General features: G+C 51.2%; 16 protein-coding genes. 3 read left to right on the top strand and 13 right to left on the bottom strand.

The features are described from left to right. Positions 1-107 precede the first annotated feature (107 nt). Positions 108-1,736 (bottom strand): long-chain fatty acid--CoA ligase, encoded by a 1,629-nt coding sequence (locus tag AN477_RS18215; protein WP_054970605.1) that lies wholly within the window; start codon positions 1,734-1,736, stop codon positions 108-110. Positions 1,737-2,148: 412 nt separating this feature from the next. Between AN477_RS18215 and AN477_RS18210 the strand changes: the two genes are divergently transcribed. Next, a complete protein-coding gene (locus tag AN477_RS18210) occupies positions 2,149-2,643 on the top strand; it encodes a hypothetical protein (RefSeq protein ID WP_157062049.1) in 495 nt (164 codons plus the stop codon). Between the two features lie 42 nt (positions 2,644-2,685). Here AN477_RS18210 and AN477_RS18205 read toward each other — a convergent pair whose 3' ends face one another. Beyond that, positions 2,686-3,381, bottom strand: coding sequence for a response regulator (locus tag AN477_RS18205; protein WP_054970603.1), 696 nt, complete (start codon positions 3,379-3,381; stop codon positions 2,686-2,688). 201 nt (positions 3,382-3,582) lie between these two features. On the opposite strand from AN477_RS18205, the gene AN477_RS18200 reads away from it, so the two are divergent. After that, positions 3,583-4,644, top strand: coding sequence for a PAS domain-containing sensor histidine kinase (locus tag AN477_RS18200; RefSeq protein ID WP_054970602.1), 1,062 nt, complete (start codon positions 3,583-3,585; stop codon positions 4,642-4,644). 285 nt (positions 4,645-4,929) lie between these two features. Here the strand turns inward: AN477_RS18200 and AN477_RS18195 are convergent, their stop codons facing one another. From AN477_RS18195 to AN477_RS18150, 10 genes are all read right to left on the bottom strand, one after another. Further along, on the bottom strand, positions 4,930-5,334 hold the full coding sequence (locus tag AN477_RS18195; protein ID WP_054970601.1) for a hypothetical protein: 405 nt from the start codon (positions 5,332-5,334) through the stop codon (positions 4,930-4,932). 56 nt (positions 5,335-5,390) lie between these two features. Then, positions 5,391-5,675: a ferredoxin family protein gene (locus AN477_RS18190; RefSeq protein ID WP_245631888.1), complete on the bottom strand. Its 285-nt coding sequence runs from the start codon at positions 5,673-5,675 to the stop codon at positions 5,391-5,393. Further along, on the bottom strand, positions 5,672-6,976 hold the full coding sequence (locus tag AN477_RS18185) for an FAD-dependent oxidoreductase (protein WP_054970600.1): 1,305 nt from the start codon (positions 6,974-6,976) through the stop codon (positions 5,672-5,674). The genes AN477_RS18190 and AN477_RS18185 overlap by 4 nt, the downstream gene beginning before the upstream one ends. 15 nt (positions 6,977-6,991) lie before the next feature. Then, a complete protein-coding gene (locus AN477_RS18180) occupies positions 6,992-8,056 on the bottom strand; it encodes an electron transfer flavoprotein subunit alpha/FixB family protein (RefSeq protein WP_083486432.1) in 1,065 nt (354 codons plus the stop codon). Between the two features lie 24 nt (positions 8,057-8,080). Further along, complete coding sequence (locus AN477_RS18175; protein ID WP_054970599.1) at positions 8,081-8,935, bottom strand: electron transfer flavoprotein subunit beta/FixA family protein; 855 nt, start codon at positions 8,933-8,935, stop codon at positions 8,081-8,083. 9 nt (positions 8,936-8,944) lie between these two features. Beyond that, positions 8,945-9,214, bottom strand: a complete 270-nt coding sequence (locus tag AN477_RS18170; protein WP_054970598.1) for a hypothetical protein — start codon at positions 9,212-9,214, stop codon at positions 8,945-8,947. Positions 9,215-9,524: 310 nt separating this feature from the next. Beyond that, a complete protein-coding gene (locus AN477_RS18165; RefSeq protein ID WP_054970597.1) occupies positions 9,525-10,493 on the bottom strand; it encodes an eCIS core domain-containing protein in 969 nt (322 codons plus the stop codon). A gap of 350 nt (positions 10,494-10,843) precedes the next feature. Beyond that, a complete protein-coding gene (locus AN477_RS18160) occupies positions 10,844-11,536 on the bottom strand; it encodes a VIT1/CCC1 transporter family protein (protein ID WP_054970596.1) in 693 nt (230 codons plus the stop codon). 32 nt (positions 11,537-11,568) lie between these two features. Beyond that, the gene (locus AN477_RS18155; protein ID WP_054970595.1) at positions 11,569-11,958 is read right to left on the bottom strand and encodes a helix-turn-helix domain-containing protein; all 390 of its coding nucleotides are present in this window, start codon (positions 11,956-11,958) and stop codon (positions 11,569-11,571) included. 208 nt (positions 11,959-12,166) lie between these two features. Then, positions 12,167-12,658 carry a DUF2249 domain-containing protein gene (locus AN477_RS18150; RefSeq protein WP_054970594.1) on the bottom strand — a complete coding sequence of 164 codons (492 nt, stop codon included), beginning with the start codon at positions 12,656-12,658 and terminating at the stop codon, positions 12,167-12,169. Positions 12,659-12,905: 247 nt separating this feature from the next. On the opposite strand from AN477_RS18150, the gene AN477_RS18145 reads away from it, so the two are divergent. Then, positions 12,906-14,183 carry an NRAMP family divalent metal transporter gene (locus tag AN477_RS18145; RefSeq protein WP_054970593.1) on the top strand — a complete coding sequence of 426 codons (1,278 nt, stop codon included), beginning with the start codon at positions 12,906-12,908 and terminating at the stop codon, positions 14,181-14,183. Positions 14,184-14,272: 89 nt separating this feature from the next. On the opposite strand, the gene AN477_RS18140 is transcribed toward AN477_RS18145, so the two are convergent. Continuing rightward, entirely contained in the window at positions 14,273-15,550 is a 1,278-nt protein-coding gene (locus AN477_RS18140) for a hypothetical protein (RefSeq protein ID WP_054970592.1), read from the bottom strand. Positions 15,551-15,602: the final 52 nt, after the last annotated feature.

The following is a 15,602-nucleotide window of genomic DNA, read 5'->3' as shown; positions in this document are numbered from 1 at the left end:
CCTCCGCTCACGAGACACGATCTACAACGACGATTATACACAATGGAAGAGAAATGGCCATCCTTTGATGGGATGGCCACTGTGAACTGCAATTAAGTTCTGTTTCGTTACGCCCCGGCTCCGAGTTGCCCAGCCTCGTATTGTTCGCGCAGTGTCTTCTTCGAAAACTTACCGACACTCGTCTTTGGAACTTCGTCAATAAAGACCACGTCGTCAGGCATCCACCACTTGGCAACCTTGTCTTCGAGATAGAGGAGAATATCAGCCCGAGTGACACTTCCTCTCGCTTCCGGTCGCAAAACCACGCAAGCAAGCGGTCTCTCCTGCCACTTTTCATGGGCGATTCCGATAACTGCAGCTTCGGAAACCGCAGGGTGTCCCATGATGACATTCTCGAGATCGACCGATGAAATCCATTCTCCGCCACTTTTAATGAGGTCTTTCGTACGGTCCGTAATCTGCAGATAACCCATCTCGTCGACCATGGCAATATCTCCGGTACGGAACCACCCGTCCACAAAGGCTTCTTTGGTCTTCTCCGGATTTTTGTAATACTCCCCAATCACCCACGGTCCGCGCAAGAGTAATTCTCCCATCGCCTTTCCGTCAAAAGGAACATCTTTCCCTTCGGCGTCGACCAGCCGCATTTCTAATCCTGGCAGCAACAGTCCGGTCTTTGTGCGCATGCGCATGCGCTGTTCGTCGGAGAGGCTGTCAAGCGAAGACTTTGGCACGTTGACAAAGGTAACAGGTGTTGTTTCGGTTTGGCCGTATCCTTGGTACAACTTTACCCCGAGTTCCTCTTGGTAAGCTGCTGTCAGTGAAAGCGGCAACGCCGAGCCGCCTGACATCAGCACACGGATCGAGCTGAAATCATATTTCCCGGGGTTGTTTCGAACCTCTTGCAAAATCCCCATCCAAATCGTCGGTACACCAGCACTGTATGTGATCCGTTCGTTACTGATGAGCTCACAAAAGTCTTTCGGAGACGGGCGAGAACCTGGATACACCTGCTTTGCACCCACCCAAGTGTCCGAATAGGGCCGCCCCCAAGCATTCACGTGAAACATCGGGACAATCGGCATGGTTACATCTCGCTCATCGGTTCCAAGTTCGCCAACGAGCGAGGTCAGGCAGTGGAGATACAAGCCGCGATGCGTATACACCACACCTTTCGGGTTGCCCGTCGTCGCCGAGGTGTATCCAATAATGGCCGGAGTCCATTCGTCGAACTCAGGAAACGCGTACGCATCGGATTCATCCTGGATGAGTTCTTCGTAAGAAATTGGATTGCGCAGTTTGCTGGGAGGCAGTTCAGGCTTGTCTGTCATCACGACAAAGCATTCCACAGTGGGCAGTTCATCGACGAGATCTTCCATCACTGGTACCAGGTCCTCATCGACAAAGATCACCTTGTCTTCGGCATGGTTAATACTATATACAAGTTGTTCTCTGAACAAGCGAATATTAATGGTGTGCAGAACCCTTTCCGAACACGGTACTGCATAGTACAGCTCGAGATGCCGGTGGTTGTTCCATGCAAAAGAACCGACGTGATCTCCCCTCTCAAGACCAAGGCGTTCCAAAGCATTGGCTAGTCTGCTGACTCGCTGAAACATGTCTCGGTACGTATACCGAAAGAGTCCGCCAAAATCTCGAGAGACAATTTCCTTCTCTGGAAAAACCGTATTTGCGCGATACAGTACGGATCTCAGTAACAATGGATAACGCATCATCCGTTATCATGCTCCCTCTTCTGTGTGATTTCGACGCACCAAACAACCCTGGCTATTAGAAATCTTTGTATAATTCTTGCTACACTTAACCTATATCTCAGGAGAAAGCGCTGTCAAGAGGCCGCAACTGGTTTCTGAATACGTGACTCCACTGTAGGCTGCCCGTTTCCGCTTGTCCAAGCTGTCGCGTGGTGAAACGATGGTACACTCGGACTACATTCGTTAGTAGCTTAACATCTTACGGTATTATGGGGTACAACATATCATTATCACATACGACAAAAGCAAGTGTCGCAACGCCTATTGAAAGTTGGTGAGAGCAATGGCCAAGCGGGAGATAGACCGCACGTCCAGTTTAAGAACTCGATTATCGGATATCGACGGAAACGTAGTCGAGTGGATTTGGTCGCATATGAATTTGCTAACCGCCATTGCGACGCTGTGGATATGTACGTGGGCAGTGACCAACGGGAAGGTTGAGATTGTCGCCGGTATTTTTACGGTTGGGGCACTTGGATACTTCCTTGGTTTGATTGTAGGGGCAAGTTTTGGTCTGGTCTTTTTCGTTGCAAACCTGCTCAGTGTCCCGTTTAACGGAGACAACATGACGGCTGCTATGCTCGGATTCGTAGGTTATTGCGTAGCCGCATGGCTCGGCTACCAGCACAGCGAAGAGAAGCGGATGGAAACGGAACGAGCCAAACAAACTCATCCCGATCAGGTCTTACCATGGGACATGGTGAACGAAGTTCGCACGTCACTCGCGGCAGTACGCTACCTCCTGTTTCCGATGCATGACAGTCAAGACCAGAAGCTGGATCTTGCGACTCGCGAACTTTCCAGGATTGAGAGCCTCTTTAATGAATATGAGCGGGAAAATCAAAAGCAGATTAAGAAAGGGCCGTAGCCTCACGGGCTGCGGCCCTTCGTAGTAGACGCCGGAAGTGCCTCAAGACTGTTCCGAATCCGGATCGCCTTTCACCGTATAACCCTCACGCACTGCGTAAGCCGCGGCTTGAACCCGATTGCTCAAATGCAACTTCTCAAGGATATTTCTCACATGGTTGCGTACCGTATTTTCACTGATGTAGAGGACTTTCGCAATATCCCGGTTGGTTGCCCCGGTACTCAGTTGCCGCAGAACCTCGACTTCACGTTCAGTCAACTCGTCCACTTGTTGCCGGACGGTACGTTCCACGGGCTTCGAAAATTCCGTGATGATCTGCATCGCAAGGTTCCCCGGAATGACCGGTTCATTTCGACTGATTCGCAATACGCTGTCCACGACCGTCGCCGGGCTGGCGTTCTTCAGCACATAGCCCGACGCACCCGACTTAATGGCATCAAACAGCATTTCTTCTGCGTCAGACACAGTCAAGATTAAGATTTTTACATAAGGATGTTCTCTTTTGATTTCCCGTGTCGCTGTGAGTCCATCACAAACCGGCATGTTTATGTCCATCAGAACCACATCCGGTAACTCATCACGGCATTTTTCAATTGCAATTTTGCCGTTCTCCGCTTCGCCAACGACCTCAATTTGTGGGTTACGGCTCAAAATTGAGCTCACGCCTTGTCGAAACAGTTCGTGGTCGTCAACAATGAGTACGCGTACTGCACTGTCTTTCTTCAAATCTTGTTCCACACGAATTCTCCTTCCACCATATGAAAATGCCCTTCACTCAGACAATTCATCCCATAGCTTGATTCTCACTATACTGTATTTTCGTATTTGGTACATGAAACAACTTGCCATTGCGAAATAGTCTAATCGGACTACGTCACCTGAGCTGTGTGTCGTATAATGTTAGTATCATATCATGTCAATCTCTGTGAGGTGAGGCAAATGCAATCCAGTGAAGTAACTGATTACAGACAGGCCTCCTCACCGTTCCTAGATATCCCGGTTTTGCAGTCTGTTTTGGACAATGCTGTGGACGGGTTGATTGTGCTTAGTGCAGAACGGAACGTAGTGTACGTGAACCACACAGCTTCGCGCATGATTGGTGATGATGCGATTGGCATTCATTGCGGCACACTACTGCATTGTCACGATGCGGACCATTCAAGTTTACGGTTTGATGGCTGCTATGGACAATGCGTACTGGCATCAGGAAGACCGCTTACCAACATTGAGATGAACATTAAAAATATCGACGGTGAGACTGTGCCGGTAGAAGTGACATACTCCTACATCCCGGTGCCGAAGCGCTCACCGTATTTGTTGATGTCCCTCCGGGATATTACGGATAAGAAACAGGCAGAACGAGCACGACGCCAAAAAGAAGAACTGCGTTACACCCTGCAGGAGCGCGAACGTCTCGCTCGCGACCTTCACGATGGAGTGGTTCAGGACATCGCATTCGTGAACATGCAGGTAAAGTTACTGCTTGAGGACCTGGAGTCCAATCGACCTGTATCGACAGAACAACTAACCAAGATCAGTCACGTGCTGGACAATGGCTATGGTGAACTAAGGACAGCGATTCGTGATCTCAGTCTTGGTATTTCGGGCAATCTGAAACATCACCTATCCCAAAGTGTACTCGAGTTTCAAACACGCACGAATATCGATGTCGTACTGGACTGCGATCCGTTGCCGACCGACCTCGAGATTTCATTTGTTCATCAGGTTACAAAAATTGTTCAGGAAGCCTTGACGAATATTCGCAAGCACGCCGAAGCAACACACGTGCAAATCGCTGTCAAGCGCTCGACAGATAACCACACGTTGCATCTAGACGTGGTGGACAATGGAATCGGCTTCGTGACGGGTGAGTCACAACCGAGTGGCCATTATGGGATGAAGACCATGTGCGAACGTTGCGAGCTCCTTGGCGGCAACATGACGGTTCGGTCTCGGCTCCATGAAGGTACGCACATTCATTGCGACATTCCACTGGGATAATTTGTTCAGTCCGTAAACTGGTACAGAGAGATAAGCCGTAACCTGGTCTCATCCAGCCACGGCTTTTTTGTAACAGATTTTTCCGCGCATCGCAAAGTTTTTCAAGCGTATCGTAAAAGCATTCCAGCTATTCAGCTGTGTATCATCAGTGGGGTTCAGCGGAGGAAAACCTCGGCTTGGTTGTCGCGATAGGCAGCGGAAGAACGGTGTCCGTCATTCGGTATATCTGGATAAGTACAAACTTCATCTGGTTCAGGATGTACGCGGGTTCCTAGTGGTCGGTCTTTATGCACGCCGTCCAACGGTCAAACGACCATGACGGACTTCAAAGCCCTCGTCGCGTAACACCTGTTCAATTTCCTTGATGCGCTGCTTTGCGCAATCCAAAATCTGCTCATCACGGCATTTTCGGTCTGTACTTGCAACCGTATCAATATCCTCGGCGTATTCATATAACAAGCGTTGTTCAACGTCCTCGGCAGTCACAAAAACGGTTACAGTCACGTAGTAGACGAATGACAATTCACTCTGCTGGGCTACCTCAAAGATGTCAAGATGGACCGTGTGCACATGGTCTTCACTGGCATCTTCCATAAAGCGGGATAATGAAGAAAATTCAAGTTTACCAAACACCGGCCTGTGGTCAGTTATGGACTTGGAAGGGTAAAGTTCTTCTGTCGAATTCAGCATGGTCATCCCCCTTTATTCGGTGGACCGCCCTGATTTCCATCAGGGCGGTCAGCCCTTTAGCCAAACCGATATGTGATTCCGTGTCCGCCTTTGGGATAGACCCACTCGATGTTAGATGCAGGACATGCCAAGCGGCATGTTCCACACTCGATGCAGTTCTCGTAAGCGACCGTTGTTACATGCCCTTCTGCATCCCATTCATAGACATCCGCCGGGCAAAAGAAATTGCATTCCTTTGACGTACAGTTGAGACACACATCTTGATTCCTAATCGTGAGATGAGACTGGTCGTCTGCCTTATATCGAATTAAATACAGCTTTTCTTCAATGGACTGACTCATCCGTTCATCGCCCTCCATCCTTTGAGAGCCATGCGCACGAGGTCCATGCGGCCACCGGCAACGCCTTCCAGTTTCCGGAACGCCTGTTTCTGTTTATCCCGCTTTGGCTCACCGTCTACCGAGAGGAATTCAAACAACGCGTCGTTCACTGCCTGCGGAAGTTGGCCAAACAGCTTCTCGGACTCTGGGAACGAAAGCAGCCCGTGAAGACCTTTGTACTTCTTCAAGTCCTTATGAATAATGGACTTGCGGACCGCGTCTGTGTATCTCTGGAGCCCAGCTGACGAGAAGTCTTCCCTCTCATGCACAGCCACTGCAGTTTCGCCGGCTAGTCGTCCTGATTCCACAGCCAAGTTTGTACCCTCACGATGGACTGCATTGACCATTTGTGCAGCGTCACCGCAGATCATCCATCCATCTCCGGACAGCGACGGCATTGCCGTGTAGCCCCCTTCTGGGATGAGGTGACCGGCGTATTCCTTGACTTCGCCGCCTTCGATCAGTCGCTGAATCATCGGATGTTGCTTCAGTCCGTTTAAGACCTCGTAGGGTTTGACACGGAGTCGCTTTAAGTCGCTGACCATCACCCCGACACCAAGAGACAAGGTATCTGTGTTGGTGTACAGAAAGCCAAGTCCAGCCATGCCCATCGTTTCCCCGACCAGCTCGATGGTGCATCCTTCAGACTTATCGAGATTAAAACGGTCCTGGATTTTCTCTCTCGGCAGTGCAATGACCTCTTTCACCGCCAATGAAACCTGGTCCGGCTTCCATTCCCGATGGGCTCGCAGCCGTTTTCCAAGCAGTGAATTCACACCGTCTGCAATGATTACGAGATTAGCTCGTAATTCGCCATCATCACGGTCTGTTACGACGCCGACGACCCTGCCGTCTTCTATAATTGCATCTGTTACGGCAGTTTCATAAATCGGTACGGCACCTGCTGCTTCAGCCTGTGCAGCAAACCACTGATCGAACTTCGACCGTTGACCTGTCCAGCAATTCGGCGGGTCATTAAATCTGTCGTCCCGATAGGACACGGTTACAGCACTCTCTTTAGCCAAGAGCCACAGACGTTGTTCCACAACAGTGCGCTCCAGCGGCGCTGACTTCCAGAACTCTGGGATTAACTGTTCAATCTGCTTTCGGTACAGCACGCCGCCAAACGTGTTTTTAGCCCCTGGATACTCGCCGCGCTCTATCAGGGCCACTTTCAGTCCTCCACGAGCGGCTGTCAGTGCTGCTGCAGCACCTGCAGGACCAGCCCCTACGACGACAACATCAAAGCGTTCATCAGCCACAGCACGTTCCCCCTCTCACCTGGCCATCACGGGCGTCAGTCGTTCCTGGAACGCTTTCGTCAACAATGGCACAATTTCAAACAGGTCCCCCACGATACCGTAGTTGGCAATTTGAAAAATCGGTGCATTGGGGTCTTTGTTGATTGCAACGATATAGTCGGAATTCTGCATTCCCACGACATGCTGGACAGCACCCGAGATTCCAATGGCAAAATACAGTTTTGGTCGTACGGTCGTCCCCGTTTGCCCGACTTGATAAGCGTGATCGATCCAGCCAAGGTCGGTTGCAGCTCTTGATGCTGCAACTGTTCCGCCAAGCACGTTCGCCAGTTCGTGCAGGAGTTTAAATCCATCCGGTCCGCCAAGGCCCCGTCCACCAGCTACAATGACCTGGGCGTCTTCAAGATTCACGCGGTTGTCGTCCTGGACAAATTCGAGGACTTTCGTGACAATGTCATTTTCATGCATGTCCTGATGAACCGCGATAATCTTTCCAGTACGTTTTTCATCATACGGCAGGGCTTGAAACACGCCAGCGCGAACAGTTGCCATTTGCGGCTTAAACTGTTTACACAAGATGGTTGCCAGCATTTTCTCTGAGAACGCAGGGCGACTCGCCAACAACAGCCGTTCGTCATCAACATCTAGTTGAGTAGAGTCAGCTGTCAGACCTGTCGGTAAATGGGTAGCTATTGCGCCGGCAAGGTCTCGTCCTGTATATGTTGCTCCCATGAGGACAATTTCCGGTCGATAGGTCTTGATGACTTTCAGACATACACGACTGTAAGGCCTTGTCCTATAATCCTTCAGTTCTGGTGCATCAGCGTGGTACACGATATCAGCGCCGTACCCGATGGCTTGCTGTGCAATATGGGAAACATCCTGTCCCATCACGAGTGCCATCAGTGGGGCATCAAGCTTGTCGGCAAGTCTTCGGGCTTCGCCAAGGAGCTGCCACGACACAGGCTTCGCAACCCCGCTTCGTTGCTCCACGACCACCATAATCCCACGGTACATGGACCAGTCGACATCGCCTTCTGGCTGAAGTCCAATCATTTTTCTGCGTTTATCTTCGGCCATCTCTCTCACTTCCCTTCGGAGGTCCTACGCCCACCCAAGACTGTGTTTCAACTCAGTGCCAAACAGGTTCTCAACGAGGGTTGCTGCTACCTCGTTCCCCGTGCCCGTCAACATGTCCGTAGAGACATGCTTTGGCTCCGGCACCCAGGTCTTCGACACAATTGTCGGCGAACCGCGCAAGCCAATCTTTGAACGATCCAGTTCCTCAAAGTCGTTGGTCGTCCAGACAATCGGCGTGTATCTCGCTGCGCGAAGCATACCTGGCAGGCTGGCCCTCCGCGGCGTGTTCAACTCAGTCACAACCGTGATTAAGACGGGAGTCCTGGTCTTTACGCGTTCCACCCCGTCCTCGAGGTGTCTGTGTACAATCAACTCTCCTGTATCCGGATTGATGTCCTCAATTTGCTGTACATAGGTCAATTGCTCGTAGTCGATTCGACAGGCGATGCCCGGCCCCACCTGGCCTGTATCCCCGTCTGAAGTCTGTTTGCCGGCAAAAATCATATCTACTGGTCCCCAAGTATCTGCGGCTTTGTAGATTGCACTTGCAAGGACGTACGAGGTCGCCAAAGTATCGGCTCCAGCAAATGCCCGGTCGCTGACAAGGACGCCTTCATCCGCTCCAAGAGAAATACATTGCTTTAAAGCTTTGTCAGCAGACGGTGGTCCCATGGTGATAACTGTCACTCTTGCGCCGTATTTGTCCTTAATGCGTAAAGCCTCTTCCACGCCGTGCATGTCGTAGTAGTTCACTACGGCTGGAACACCTTGGCGCATTAAGGTGTTTGTTTTGGGATCAATTTTGATCTCTTTGCTGTCTGGTACCTGCTTAATGCAGACAACGATGTGCACCTTTCTCCCCCCAATCAGGTCTCGCATTACGGATGGTTACGAAGAATGACTCATCATTACTGGCGTGGGCAGAAGCTCGTCGGTCGTATTGACGTCCGAAGCGGGGTCAGTTGAACCGGTCTCAACTTCCACCCCAAGGCGCTCAACTTCTTTCTGAAATACACCGTATTTCACCCAGCCACCACGAAGTCTATCGAGATACCCGGTACGAAGTTGAAATACCACACACCGCGGCAGACTGCAGACCACAGTATCTGCGTGACGTCTACCCCAAACACACGGGACTCCCGTTTGACATACGCTCATGTCCATCCCTCCATCGTGGCAGTGTTCTTCCCAATTCTTGGCGAGTATCCCGACGCAGCATGAGTGCAATGCAGTGCGCCTTTGCGGCACAAGAACTTGAGCGTTCGGTGGTTACGTTCATACTGTAACTCCCGAAAATTCGGCAGGTGAGAGCAAAACATACTGTTTTGTAATCTGGTCCGGGATAGTCTTTATGCTCGTTATGGACTTATACTTGGACTAGTCTATTGGGACTATTCAGACAAATTTTGAGGAGGGGTTGCCGAGGGGGAGAAGACATTGAGGGATGGTCTGCTTGAACGGACCATCCCTAGTGAACAGCGAATCTGTTGTAAAAGGCTTGTTCATAACTTGTCAGACCGATTCCGAACGATGCGGCAAAGCTGTTCGTAAGTCCGACATCGATGCTATTGCGCAAGAATACAGGCAGCGCTGCCGAGCCATAGCCTGTCTCAAGCTGTTTCACTGCGAGATAGTCTTCGAACTCAAGGTTGTACTCAAAGTTCTTTTGGAGACCCACGTCCGTAGCCGTGGTAAGCGGTGCCATGTGTCCGGACCTACGAGCCGCATCAAACTGAGCTGTGAGTTGGGCGAGGAGCGTCTGGACTTGTGCCGGATCGACGGCATTTTCTGCCTTAAGTCCGATTGTCCATGCGAACCCCTCATTCAGCCACTGAGGAATCACCCGAGAAATACCCGTAACGTTTAAGAACACATGGGTTAACTCGTGCGCAATTGTGTTCGCTACAGGGCCCGAGGACACATATTTATAGATGGGCAGATAGAGCGTTGTCCCTACGGTGAATCCTCCTGTCTTTGCAGCGATATCAACAGCGTTGCCCGTGAAGTTCTCGCTGACGGCGCTTTCATAACCTAACTGACTGCCAAACAAAATGATGTTTGCATCCGGAACTGCAGCCGTTGCAAATAATGTGCTGAGAGTGGGCCACGCATCGTTTTGAACGATGGACGCCACCCGGTTGATGGTTTGTGCACGAACCGCCCCATCTCCAGAGTACAAATTCAGGTGAAGCGTTTGCATTGCATTGGAAGAAGTCCACGGACCCTGACTCGTCATTAGAGCCGTAAGAACCAGCCTTTTCGCCGGAAGCACAACTGGAGCAGCCTGACGTCGATAAGAAACGTCCAACAACGGAGTAATCAAAGTTACGAGTGAAAGGACGAAGAGAATACGTTTGATCCACACCCAAGGTGTCACCCGTCTCTCCTGCATCGGTGGGTCCCTGTAGTCTGGAATGTTCCATACTGTTCCGTCCAAAGCACCATCACCTCACGAAAAATTCTGACACCTCTGTAATAGTGGCTTTAGTTTACAACCAAGGAATACATCCAGTCTACATATGCAAGGTCTAGTCGGACTGTCTTTGTGAAATTTTCATGACTGCAAGTGGCAACGATCGACATGGTTGTCTGCCGAACACAAATATGAGGCTGTAAAACAGCCAAACAAGTCAGGATTCGGAAAGTGGCGTGTGGCTGGAACATTCGGTAAAGTGGGGAAAACATCGAGTAGCCGATGAGAAATCACTCATCGGCCGTAGTTGCTCGGTGGACTGTCCATGCAAGGGGGCGTGCAATCGAATATAACCAGTGTTTCAGCCGAGTAAGTCAGCTGATGAAACGAGCGGCCAAGAAAGCTACTGCCGCTGCACAACCGCCAATGGCAGCCATTGAGACGCCGCCGCGAAAAGGTCGTGTCCTGGTCAAACGACTTTTAATAATACCAAATATAAACAGAGCCAAGCCAGTGAGGATCACGGAAGCCCATAGGCCGCGAAGCGGATGATGAATGAAAAAGTACGGCAACAAGGGAATCAGGCCACCGACAATGTATGATCCGCCGATGGTCACGGAACTGCTGAGTGCCCGGCCGGGTCTTGGGGCCTCAAGACCAAATTCATGGCGCAACATAAAGTTGACCCACTGTTCGTGGTCCCTCGTGATGCTCTCCACAACCATCGGGAGGTGAGCCTCGTCAACACCCCATTCTTCAACCAACTGCCGTACTTCATCACGTTCTTCCTCAGGAATCTCACGGACAGAACGATGCTCATCTTCCCTGGTTGACAAGTAGTACTCGTGGTCAGACCTAACCGCAAGAAAACCACCGAGTCCCATCGCAATAGACCCGGCAGCAATCTCAGCGAGTCCCGCCGTCACAATCAGTTTTGATGTCGATACTGCACCAGTCAATCCAGCTGCGAGAGCAAACGGAACAGTCAGTCCGTCGGACATTCCAATGACGATATCTCGAATGCGTTCCGGCGTCCACCACTTTCTCTTTGCCTTCTGCATGGCCATGCAGGCTACCACCGTCCATCACGTGGAGTAAGTTACTTATGGTACTGACGGCGACCTCGACGGCTTCTGAACATGAGTCCTTCTAATCCATGCTCCTCGAAAGCGTGCTTGTACAAGTAGAAAACACGTCTTGAAATACCACGTTCTCGACAAGCCTCACTGACATTTCCGAGTGTATCTGCTAACTGTAGAATGCCAAGTCGTTCATAGGCGAGTCGCTCTGCGTCACTCTCAGGTTCGAAAGGTCTGCAGTGAATACTTTTTACCGGGCTGTCCATGTCGATGGACTCCAGCAAAGGACAGTAAAAGCAGACTTCTACATCAATTCGCCCTCGAGCCGGGCAATCTACGTGTCCGCGCAGCACTCGATAGCGCTTGACTGGGTTTAAATCTTGTTTCGCGGACTCGTAGTTCGCACTCATGTTCATCCCTCGCTTTGGTCAAACCATCGCACGAATAGAGGTAAACTGGAGCAGCCTAGTCGCCGTCAAACTGCTCCAAAAATCGACTCTGCCGCGGCATCCATCTTCCTTGTGACAAACATAACCTTTCCTTCCAAACGCCGCATGACCAGTTTGGAGTGTATTTCGTGATAACACATAGTTCATTCGTATCAGTTGGCTTGTCGTATCAGTTGGCTTGTCGATAGATTCGAACCACAACCGTACCGTTCTCCAGGTCATTGATGTCAAACTGCAACCCTCGTTCTTCCAGTTCGGGCAACAAGAACGCCGGGACCCGTTCGTTCCAGATCTCGAGGCCTTGTTCCCCGTTCACCAGCCCATCCTCTGTGTCCAGCCATTCAAGAGCACGGACCATTGGCTGTGGCGGTTCAAGTCCTCGATTATCCAAGTGCCAGAAGGGACGCGTATCCTCACTTCGGTAAAACTGAATCACAAAGTGATCGTCCGATTTTTTATGAAGACAGTTTTGAAATCCTTGCTTACCCAACACCTTTTTTAATGGGGCAGGATCGAACGTTGTATGAAGCTGAAGGACGTCCTGTGATTGCAGGGAGCCAATGGCCTCCATAATGACCTGAAACGGTTCTCCCTTCGCAAGCAAAATTTCCCGGACGTCAAGGTCGACCAAGTTTCTCTCCAATGTATCGTTACTTTCCATGTTGTTTCCTCCTCATCCAGCAAAAGCTGGCTGAAAGATATGAGTTAAGTTCATCCACGCTTTATGAAGCAAGTTTAAACGCCGTCCGTCGCGGACGTTGTGCCGTTTATCACAATTCAACGCCACCGCACCAGTCCATTATCAAAAGTTGACTAAAATAGTCCTAATTAGTCACGGTGAATTCATTCCGGAAGGTTATACTTATCCCCTGAAGGAGAGAAACAACCTCTGAAAGGAGTCACCATATATGTCAAGACCGGCCTCACCAAGTACACTGTCACCGTTCACGGAAAAACGAAAGTTCACACCATGGATGCGATTGTTGCTTGCGGTGATGGCGTTTGGGCCAGGGTTGATGGTGATGCTTGCTGATACCGACGCCGGCAGTATTGTGACAGCGGCCCAGTCTGGTGCCACTTGGGGATATAAATTGCTGCTTCCGCAGATTATCTTGATTCCCGTTCTATATGTAGTCCAAGAGATCACCATTCGGCTCGGTATCGGAACGGGTCAAGGTCATGGAGAGCTGATTCGAAAGCACTTTGGGTTGCCCTTGGCGCTGGTCTCCGTTCTGACTTTATTTGTGGCAAGCCTGGGCGCCCTCGTCACAGAGTTCGCAGGCATCGCTGGAGTCGGCGGCGATATCTTTGGCATTCCCAAATGGTTGACGGTGGGTCTCACAACGGCGCTCCTTGTGGCAATCGGCCTGACAGGCAGCTACGCGCGATTTGAACGGATCGGCCTTGCTGTTGGATTGCTCGAGGTCCTCTTTATCCCCGCAGCTTACCTGGCTCACCCAAGGCTGCATGTTGTATTGCAGGGCATGGCCAACATCCCTGTGCAAAACCCGAATTATCTTTTTCTGCTTGCTGCCAACATTGGTGCTGTCATCATGCCATGGATGGTTTTTTACCAACAAGGAGCCGTGGTCGACAAGCACTTGAAGCGTACACAGCTTCGCTCTGCTCGAGTGGACACCCTGATGGGTTCTATCTTTACACAGCTCATCATGATCGCGGTGATGATAGCGGCCGCAGCGACGGTCGGAAGGTTTCACGGGAGTGCTCCGCTGACGACGATCGGCCAGATTGTAAGCCGCATCGCCCCTGTCCTCGGGCATGGTGCCATATGGTTGCTTTCACTTGCATTTCTCGGGGCTAGTTTTCTGGCGTCTCTGGTTGTGTCTGTTGCCGGAGCGTGGGGGATCGGCGAGGCTTTTCACTGGAACCACAGCCTAAACAGCCGGGTTAAAGATGCGAAATGGTTTTATACAATTTACACATCGGCTCACGTTGGCGGGGCGTTACTTGTGCTATTTGCCGTAAACTTAGTCCGCCTGACGCTCGATGTGGAAGTCATGAATGCCATACTGTTGCCCATTGTCCTCGGCTTTTTGCTTGCCCTCGAGGCCAAGGCCCTGCCTGTCGAACTGCGGATGAAAGGAATCTATAAGTACTTGGTATGGTCGGTTTCCGCAATTATCATGTTGTTTGGCCTCTACATAGCAGTAGCCGCATTCCGCTGACAGTTGACTCATTTGTCTCCTCGTGCTGCAACGTGATACTTGTTATGGACTAGCTAAATCCTCCTTCAGCGCTGTGGTGCAACGGGCATTCACAGCGCTCGCCTTCGGCTCGGAATTGCCCACATAGCCAGAAAACCGAGAACCCCAACAACTGCGAACACCCCGCCTGCACCTAACAACAACCGGTTTACGACACCGTTTCCAAAAAGAACAAATGCATAGATTAATGACGCTGCACCGATGATGGCACAGGCAATCTGTACGTACCCCAGCCACGGTTGCGGAGCCGAACGACCGAGAACAATGGGAAAAGCTGTGTAGCCAACTGCGTAGACGAGCGATGTGATGAAGCCGAGAAAAAGAAAGTGGATGGACGAGAGCGCAAAGGGTTGCCCGTTCACAACCAAAATGCCGCCAAATACCAATGCGAAGCCCCATGCGGTAAACCAAGCGGCGAGTCCTGGTCCGCCGATGACTCTTGACGTTTCGCCAGCATCGTCTTGATGCTTGCCTCTGACCAACGACAATTGAATGTAGCGCAGTGCCGTGACGAACAAAGCCCCCCCCACAAGGACGCTCCCAACGCGGTTCCACGACACCCCGAAAGCGGAGCCGAGTTCGGCCAATAGCACTCCGCCAAACCAAGCAACTTGAAGCATACTCCACAGCCACGCAGGCTCCACTTTACGACCGAGGAACCTTGGGGCAAGGTGCAGGGCTACAGACAGCGTCGTACCGCCAATCCACCCATAGAACGTCAACCATTCCAGGCGAGATGTCGTTGCAAGTCCCACCCCTGCTGCTGCTCCCCAGTCTTCGATGGCTGCCCACACAGCAGCAACGATAAAAATCATCAGTGAGAGGTCTGTCCCTCGCTGCCCTACTGCATCCGTGGCACGGTACGCGGCAAAGCGTCCAAACAAGCGCCCTGCATCCGCTTGCACCTGCTGTGCAGTGCCTGCAGTTTTACGGGTATAACGCACTCCGGAGAGTATGTTATAGAGAAACAGCACCGGCGCCAAGACAAGCAATATGACGCCGATTCTGCGGATCCAGTCAAGGCTCGCGGAGGCCCCGACAACAACCAACACCACGCCGCCTTCAGCAACAACAAGTTGCAACCAACCCTGCCACAAAGTGGGCAGGCGAACCCCCAAAGACAGCGCCAATACGGCAAAGGTCATCCCGTAGATAAGTACTGTTAACCAACCGTACGGATTCAGAATCGCATGTATCCCTGCAAGCACCGGCATTTCAGCCGGATCTACAGCCATCACGGCACCCAAGACGGCTCCAACGGTAAAATTGAGAAACGCAATAAAAATAAACCCCTGTGGCAGTTTCGGTCCCTGCTGTCGTGCGGTCACCGCAAAGTCCCCCGTTCACGGCTTGATTTCGAAGGTCAAAGGACCTCGCAGA

The organism is Paenalicyclobacillus ferrooxydans, from assembly GCF_001399675.1.
GTDB classification, from domain to species: Bacteria; Bacillota; Bacilli; order Alicyclobacillales; family Alicyclobacillaceae; genus Alicyclobacillus_B; species Alicyclobacillus_B ferrooxydans.
This window is presented reverse-complemented; position numbering and strand designations above follow the sequence as displayed.